Raw genomic sequence first — 6,574 nt, 5'->3', positions numbered from 1 at the left:
TAAACCGGAATTCCACCGGCTTGACTACACACCCTTAGCTGGGCGCACAACTGGAATTTGGAACGTGCTTTATAAATTTTTTCCGATCCCCTCAAGTTCGCTCATGGAATCCTTGTTTTTTTCAAGTTCATCTCTGGCTGTTGCGTAATATGATTTTTTGAAAAGCATATCCCATGAAAGATATTTTGCCATACAGTCAAACTGCTTATCAATCAGCTCATACTGGATACTGTCTACGGGAGAACCGCCTACAACAATCGTGCCAACTTTTTTATTTTTTAACTGCAATCCACGGCAGTAGCACTTATCAATGATAAGTTTCAATTGTGCTGACATTCCCCACCAATAAACTGGTGTAGCAAAAAGAATCATATCTGCGGCAGCAATTTTATCAATTGTAGGATTTGTATCATCCTTATCGACGCATCCCTTAGAGCATTGACAGACACCACATCCCTTGCATGGTGCAATGTTGAGTTTGTCAGGTTCAATGATTTCAATTTCATTCTTTTCTGATGCTCCTTTTATAAATGCATTGATTGCTGTCAGCGTGTTTCCTTTTCTGGCACTTCCATTAATGATTACAATTTTCATGCTTGTATCCTCCAACTTCCGATTTTTATATTAAATCCATTTATCTGCTTATTTTTCTTCACATATTTTATCAATATCTCAAAAGCACTTAATAATAAATCCGCACCCGTTTCTTTCCCGTGATCAGTGTGTCCGTAACAACTGTACTGTGTGTTCTTCTTTTGCATTGACTGCCGACAGAATCCTGTCCCGGTACATGAGCCCTCTCTGGATACTGTAAAATCCAAATCTTCTGCGTATATCATCCACCGCTGAATCCATCTTCATCTGCTTTTCACGTTTCTCCACACTTGAGAACAACTATAATGATAGTTATGTAATAAAGAATAGTACGAGCATTTTTAATTTTATCAGCTATCATAATTCTGTATGCCTCCTTCTTCCATGAGATTACAGCAAACGTAGTAGTAATGTCTATCAAAAGGCTTTTACATATTAGATAAAAGCATGTAAAATTTCTTTTACATAGCTTAATTGCGGTCTATTTAGCTTGTTTCTTGACTACTCAGGAAAAATATTTCTACCCTCGCCCCACCTGTATTTTCAGAATTTGAAAGTTTAATACCTCCACCATATTTTTCAGCCACAGTTTTTGCAAAAAATAGTCCCATCCCATAATGGGCTTCGCCATTTCTACTTGTGTCATCCATAAAAAACTGCTCTGTGCCATGCAATAATGCTTCTTTTGTAAATCCTGATCCGCTATCCTCCACAATGAATGTCAGCCGGCCATCCTGCTCCTTTGCGTCAATATAAATGATTCCATTTTCTTTTGTATGCTCCACTGCATTCTGAATCATATTCATTACGGCCCGGAACATTGGATCATAAGCAATCGTTACCTTTTTATCACTTTGTCCCGCCTTCCAATCTATTTTCTGGTGATAGATTTCTGCCAGCCCAAGTGCCTGCTCCTTTATATCTGTAAAAAAATCTTCTAACATCACCGTTGTATAGGTAACATCACTGCAATTCCATGATTTTGTGACATCTATCAACTGCTGGACATAACTTTGTATCTGTGTTGTACCGTTTAAAACATAGGTAATATTATTTTTCTGTTCCGTGGTCAGTTCAGTCTCTGAAAGTAGTTCTGCATTTCCCCTTACAATCGTAAGAGGTGTTTTAATATCATGCGCCAAAGCAGACATCTGCTGGTTCTTTTCCTGCTCTGTTTTCCATTGCTTTTCTAAGGATTCCCGCAATGCATCTCGCATATCATCGATTGCCGATAAACAGTCATCAAACTCTTTGATACCGGAACAGGATGTCTCATATTCCAGATTTTGATCCTTTATTTGTCTGATTGCGTCTAATACAGGCTGCATCTGCTTTTTGATTCTTTTTCCAAAACGTATGGACGGAATGATGATAATCGCTACCGCTCCAATCACTGACATAATACTCATCACATTCTGTGGTCCTATAAAATGCTCCCTCAAAAAAGCTGAATGATATTGAGGTGTCAGGCGATATTGCAATACAACATATTCATTTTCCCTTACAATTACTTTATAAAAATATTTCCCGGATGCGTTTCCGTACTTTGCAACATTCCATGCTATCTGTTCGTATTGTTCTGACAGATCTCCACCTATTTTCTCTCCATTCTCTGAAAAGATTACATAATCACAAAGTGCAGGAATCATCTCAGCAGTTACTTTATCCGCACGTAAAATCGTATCATATGCTTCATTAATCTTTTGCTCTGCATAATTCGCCGGATAGATACAGCCCACACTAATCAAAAGGTACAGCAGCAGCCAAGCAACAATCACCAAACCTACTAATGATCCAAGCATGACCAGTACATATCTCATAAAAATCCAGCTGAGTGCATTGCTTCTCTTTACTCTTGCCATTTATATCCAATCCCCCAGACTGTTTTTATCGGCATATAATCATAATCCGCAAATTTTGCTCTTATATTTTTGATATGCGTGATTATAGTACTGTCATTACTCTCATTGTCAAAGCCAAAGACCGCTTCCAATATCTGTTCCTTCGAGAAAACCTGTCCTCTGTTTTTAGCCAGAAATTCACAGATTTCGTACTCTGCTTTCGTAAACGGAAGTTCTTTATCATCCATCAACAGTTTCTTTTGAGACATCTGAATGCAGACTCTCCCTAAAACCATTCGGACAGAATGTTCCCTGTGCTCTCTTCTAAGATGTGCATTGATCCTTGCTCGAAGTTCCATCACTCCAAATGGCTTTGAAATATAATCATCTGCTCCTAAAGAAAGTCCGTTTACCAGACTGTTTTCCTCCGTTTTTGCCGTAAGAAACAAAATCGGACAATCCACAAGTGCCCTGATTCTTTTGCATAATTCGAAGCCGTCAATTCCAGGCATCATAATGTCCAGTAAAATCAGGTCATAACGATGTAATTCTTCCATATTAATTTTTAGTGGATTACTTACTTTGGTAACCAGATGTCCATCCTTATTCAAAATGCTTTCTATCATTTCCAAAATTGCCGGTTCATCATCAACTGCCAGTATTTTTGCCATAGTTTCCCTCGATTCTATTCCGATATTCTGTTTCCTTCCCAGTGGTTTACCCACCAAAAATAGTATACCATACTAATCCCTGTAAATATTAAGCAACCTGGTATGAATGACAACCATTCACCTACACTAGTTTCTCCCAATACAGATTGCAGATAAGTATATGGTACTCTACCCGTCCAGCAGACAAATACATATTTCCACACATAATCTCCAAGTCCGGTAAGCATCAATGCACTAATTAGTCCTGATATAATCCCTGCTCCAATGGATACCCCTTTTCCAAACTGAAAAGCCAGAATCAGCTGCCACAGATAAAGTGGAACACTGCTTCCCCACAGCAGCAATGCTGCAAATATACATCCTTTCATGATTTCGATATCGCTTGATGCGATTCTTCCAAATCCAATTCCGAATATGATTACTGTCAATAGGATAGAGCACAGACACAAAACCAGTAGCATCAACAGTTTCGATAAAAATGCTGCAGGTTTATCCGGTAAAGACAACAGATTTTGAAAATCACCTGCATTTTGTTCCTGTTCCATCACACTTGCTGTAAAAATTCCAATAAGTACCGGAAGTCCTGCTCCTATTGCCTGATAAAATGCAATCACTTTCATATTTTCATTCCATGGTGAAAAAAAATAATATATTAAAAATATAACGCTGGTTATAATCGGAATCAGTAAGTGTGCCAGAATCACAGATGTTCCTTTCATCTTTCGCAAGTCTGCATTAAGAGATCTTCCAATCATCTTATTTCACCTCTCTTCTCTCAAACCATTTCAAAAACAGAACCGTTACAAAAACAAACCAGATGATTGAGAGACACATTCCCGGAACAATGACTCCCGTATCCAAAAGAGGATTCCCTGCTTCTGCGGCAAGTCCATTTGGTAAAACATGAAGCAACGGGCACATCATTCGCATAGGGATTGCAGAAACAAGTACATACCAGATTCTGGTTTGTGATATTACCACACCGCTGACGGTAATAAATAGGCAGACGAACAGGTTTACAATCATTCCAAATCGTTCACTTAAAAATAAAGCTACCGGAATCTCCCATAACTCAGAAACCGTCAGAAACAATACTGCAATCAACGCTCCTCCAACTGGAACATGTGTCGTTAGAAGAAAGCCTCCAAGCGTTGCTCCTGCAAACACAATCACATTAGAAAACAAAATCATGTACCCAATATAAATAATTTTCCCCAGCAACAATTTTCTTCTGTCTGTGGGAATAGTCATTAAATGATAGTATTTTATCTTTTTCTCCTGCGCCACAGAAAGATAACAAAATAGAGCAATCATCCCCGGCAGCAAAAGTGTATACCACCAGTTCCAAACACTTTCTGCATAAGCATTTGTCATCCCAAGAGTAAATATAAATGCCATGACAAATGTAAGAAGAGGAAATCCCCAGATAAACTTTTTTCGCATGGTTCTTTTGGCTTTTTGATGTTCTGCTTTTATAATATTAACCATGGATTTCACCTGCTTTCTGGTTTTTTCTTACCACATTCATAAACAAATCTTCAAGACTATCTCCCTGCTTTAATGCTCCTTCGTATCCTAAGATTCCACCTGAAATAATCCCGACTTTATCTGCAAGTAACTGTACCTCTGAGAGAATATGACTGGAGAGAATTACAGTGATTCCCTGTTCCGGAAAAGACCGGATCAGCTCTCGTAATTCCTCGATGCCTATTGGATCTAATCCATTCGTAGGTTCATCCAATATCAAAAGTTCCGGTTCTCCAAGCAATGCCATTGCAATGCCTAGTCTTTGCTTCATCCCCAAAGAAAACTGTCCTGCTTTCTTCTTTCCGGTGTTTGTAAGTGATACAATCTGCAAGACCTCATCAATTCTGTTTTCATCTGTACCAAGCAATAATTGTCTTACCTTCAAATTCTCTCTGGCGGAAAGATTTTCATAAATAGGCGGATTTTCAATTAACGCTCCTATTTTTGATAAATCTTTCCTATCCAAAAGTTTTCCATCAAAGTAAATCTTTCCTGCAGTTGGTTTCATCATACCGGTCAGCATTTTCAATGTGGTAGATTTACCAGCGCCATTCGGTCCAAGCAGTCCATAAATCTGTCCCTTTTCGATATTAAGTGAAACATTATTTACCGCTTTCTGTTTTCTAAAATATTTACATAGATTTTGTGTCTGTAACATCATTTCCATCTTTACTATCCTTCCTTCTATATTTCATTTCTTACTGAAATATAACCTAACAGAAAAAAATAAAGATTTGATGAAGATTTATTCCCGTATGGAATAAACCATCAATTGAATATCATTATCAGAACTCGGCTTTCCACTGAAATCAGCAAAGCTGTTACAAATACGAAGCGTGATACCCAGACTGTCCGTATCCTGCCACCCCAGACAAGTGGTTAAATCTCCCTGTGGGTCTGCATCAACAAGTAATACTTTCTTTCCCTGCATTGCAAGACCGATTCCGAGATTGACCGAAGTGGTGGTCTTTCCTACTCCGCCTTTCTGATTGCAGATGGCAATCGTTTTGCAGTTTGACACTTCTTGCGTCCTCCTTTCCTGAATATTCATAGCCATTTCCTCGACTTTGCATTTACTTCATCAGGCTTCAATGGCAAGTTCTTCTCCGACCACTCCGAAGCAATTTCAGGGTGTGTTGTCTGCAAATCGTTAAACCCTTTCAGGAATATGTACCCACTGCAATACGGGCATTTGCTCCCACCGGAACGAGTAGAAATAAGGGTGTTCCACTCTCTTCTGCAATCCTTACACTTCCACCAAGCCTTACGATTGGCAAAGACCGTAACCTGAGTTGGAAGTAACGGATAATTTCTATCCGACCACTCGGCAGCTATACCCGGCAGAAGTGTTGCAAAGTCATTAAATCCTGCCAACACTTTATTATGAGAGCAGTACGGACAACCTGTTTTATTTATTGTCCTGCTCTTAACGGCAGCTTCCCACTCGTGTCCTTTCTCACATCTCCAAATCACTTTCTTATGAGAGCCAATAGAAACCTCTGTCGGTTTTATCTTATTCTTTTTCGACCACTGCTTTACCAATAGTGGCTCTAATGTCGCCAAATCGTTAATACCTGCAATCACTCTCGCACCGGAACATATCGGACATTTCTCTCCATTAGAACGAGCCTTAACGCTTGCCTGCCATTCATGACCGCAAGCACCTCTCCACCATACTTTTTTATTTGAACCGAAAGTAATGTCATCAGGCGTAAGCGTTAAATTCTTTTCCGACCACTCCGAAACAAGCTCCGGGTGTACTTCTGCTAAACTGTTATTCATAGCCAAACCTCAACCTCCTTGTGCTTAGAGTATATGAAGTTTTGGCTTTATCTTGTAGTTTGCGAATATCCGTATAAATAGAAAAAGCCCTTTGGGAAAGGGATTTCTCCTCTCTCAAAGGGCAAGTTGGCAGTCGAGTAGACTAAGACCTCTCAATCT

Annotated in this window: 8 protein-coding genes and 1 pseudogene; all 9 read right to left on the bottom strand. The window is 39.2% G+C overall.

Annotated elements, in window-relative coordinates; all coding sequences use genetic code 11:
• Positions 1–69: 69 nt before the first annotated feature.
• The 9 genes and pseudogenes from PGU50_RS17645 to PGU50_RS17605 all read right to left on the bottom strand — a co-directional run bounded on the left by PGU50_RS17645 (position 70) and on the right by PGU50_RS17605 (position 6,415).
• Complete coding sequence (locus PGU50_RS17645) at positions 70–594, bottom strand: flavodoxin family protein (protein WP_270247616.1); 525 nt, start codon at positions 592–594, stop codon at positions 70–72.
• 123 nt (positions 595–717) lie between these two features.
• A complete protein-coding gene (locus PGU50_RS17640; protein WP_173690791.1) occupies positions 718–861 on the bottom strand; it encodes a hypothetical protein in 144 nt (47 codons plus the stop codon).
• A 218-nt stretch (positions 862–1,079) separates the two neighbouring features.
• Positions 1,080–2,456, bottom strand: a complete 1,377-nt coding sequence (locus PGU50_RS17635) for a sensor histidine kinase (protein WP_270247614.1) — start codon at positions 2,454–2,456, stop codon at positions 1,080–1,082.
• Entirely contained in the window at positions 2,444–3,106 is a 663-nt protein-coding gene (locus PGU50_RS17630) for a response regulator transcription factor (RefSeq protein ID WP_270247613.1), read from the bottom strand. Before PGU50_RS17630 ends, PGU50_RS17635 begins: the two co-directional genes overlap by 13 nt.
• Positions 3,107–3,120: 14 nt before the next feature.
• Complete coding sequence (locus PGU50_RS17625; RefSeq protein WP_117824111.1) at positions 3,121–3,861, bottom strand: lantibiotic immunity ABC transporter MutG family permease subunit; 741 nt, start codon at positions 3,859–3,861, stop codon at positions 3,121–3,123.
• A 1-nt stretch (position 3,862) separates the two neighbouring features.
• Positions 3,863–4,594, bottom strand: a complete 732-nt coding sequence (locus PGU50_RS17620; RefSeq protein ID WP_004853398.1) for a lantibiotic immunity ABC transporter MutE/EpiE family permease subunit — start codon at positions 4,592–4,594, stop codon at positions 3,863–3,865.
• Positions 4,587–5,300 (bottom strand): lantibiotic protection ABC transporter ATP-binding protein, encoded by a 714-nt coding sequence (locus tag PGU50_RS17615; RefSeq protein ID WP_270247611.1) that lies wholly within the window; start codon positions 5,298–5,300, stop codon positions 4,587–4,589. The genes PGU50_RS17620 and PGU50_RS17615 overlap by 8 nt, the downstream gene beginning before the upstream one ends.
• A 165-nt stretch (positions 5,301–5,465) precedes the next feature.
• Positions 5,466–5,654 (bottom strand): annotated as a pseudogene (locus PGU50_RS17610) (ParA family protein); the annotation flags it as partial.
• A 26-nt stretch (positions 5,655–5,680) separates the two neighbouring features.
• A complete protein-coding gene (locus PGU50_RS17605) occupies positions 5,681–6,415 on the bottom strand; it encodes a zinc-ribbon domain-containing protein (RefSeq protein WP_243014410.1) in 735 nt (244 codons plus the stop codon).
• Between the last annotated feature and the right edge of the window lie 159 nt (positions 6,416–6,574).

The organism is Coprococcus sp. AM11-30B, assembly GCF_027674365.1.
Classification (GTDB): Bacteria; Bacillota; Clostridia; order Lachnospirales; family Lachnospiraceae; genus Allocoprococcus; species Allocoprococcus comes.
This window is presented reverse-complemented; position numbering and strand designations above follow the sequence as displayed.

Bases quoted from the DNA above. Each gene is read 5' to 3' on its own strand.
- PGU50_RS17645 (WP_270247616.1), bottom strand. From the start codon at position 594: ATGAAAATTGTAATCATTAATGGAAGTGCCAGAAAAGGAAACACGCTG.
- PGU50_RS17640 (WP_173690791.1), bottom strand. From the start codon at position 861: ATGAAGATGGATTCAGCGGTGGATGATATACGCAGAAGATTTGGATTT.
- PGU50_RS17635 (WP_270247614.1), bottom strand. From the start codon at position 2,456: ATGGCAAGAGTAAAGAGAAGCAATGCACTCAGCTGGATTTTTATGAGA.
- PGU50_RS17630 (WP_270247613.1), bottom strand. From the start codon at position 3,106: ATGGCAAAAATACTGGCAGTTGATGATGAACCGGCAATTTTGGAAATG.
- PGU50_RS17625 (WP_117824111.1), bottom strand. From the start codon at position 3,861: ATGATTGGAAGATCTCTTAATGCAGACTTGCGAAAGATGAAAGGAACA.
- PGU50_RS17620 (WP_004853398.1), bottom strand. From the start codon at position 4,594: ATGGTTAATATTATAAAAGCAGAACATCAAAAAGCCAAAAGAACCATG.
- PGU50_RS17615 (WP_270247611.1), bottom strand. From the start codon at position 5,300: ATGGAAATGATGTTACAGACACAAAATCTATGTAAATATTTTAGAAAA.
- PGU50_RS17605 (WP_243014410.1), bottom strand. From the start codon at position 6,415: ATGAATAACAGTTTAGCAGAAGTACACCCGGAGCTTGTTTCGGAGTGG.